The organism is Neobacillus paridis, from assembly GCF_016765675.1.
GTDB classification, from domain to species: Bacteria; Bacillota; Bacilli; order Bacillales; family Cytobacillaceae; genus Neobacillus; species Neobacillus paridis.
Genome location: NZ_JAESWB010000264.1, coordinates 1 through 530, shown reverse-complemented (window position 1 = coordinate 530; position 530 = coordinate 1). Strand labels below are relative to the sequence as shown.

Below are 530 nucleotides of genomic sequence, written 5' to 3'. Positions count from 1 at the left end.
CTGTTGACTTAATGTTGGGATGGTTGACAGAACCAGCTGAAAAAGGCTTCGACGCTGCTACTATCTAGTGCCCTGCTGAAGTAATACCCTTGTCCTTCGTCACAACCATGTTCTTTGAGAAAAGCCATCTGCGCTTCTGTTTCCACACCTTCTGAAGTCACCTTTAGTCCTAGATTGTGAGCCAGGCCGATGGTGGCGATGACGATGGTCGCGTCATCTTTGTCGATCACTACGTCGCGTACAAAAGACTGATCTATTTTCAGCTTGTGTATCGGCAAAGTCTTCAGGTAGCTGAGGCTAGAGTAGCCAATGCCGAAATCGTCGATCGCTAGCTGGATTCCTAACTGCGCCAGCTCGCACAGTACCAGGCGAGCATGCTCCACATCCTTCATCAAGGCCGTTTCAGTAATTTCTAGTTGGAGCAGGGCCGCATTCATTTTCGTCTCGCGCAACACAGAGCGGACCATGGGCACCAATTGTGGTGAACTGAGCTGCCGCACTGAAAGATTGATCGAAAGCAGCGCGTCAGT

The 530-nt window shown here is 50.4% G+C and carries 1 protein-coding gene; it reads right to left on the bottom strand.

Features of this window, described 5'->3' with window-relative positions; genetic code table 11:
- Positions 1 to 8: 8 nt before the first annotated feature.
- Positions 9 to 530: EAL domain-containing protein (locus JK635_RS17640; RefSeq protein ID WP_202655261.1), on the bottom strand; the 522-nt coding region annotated here is incomplete at its 5' end.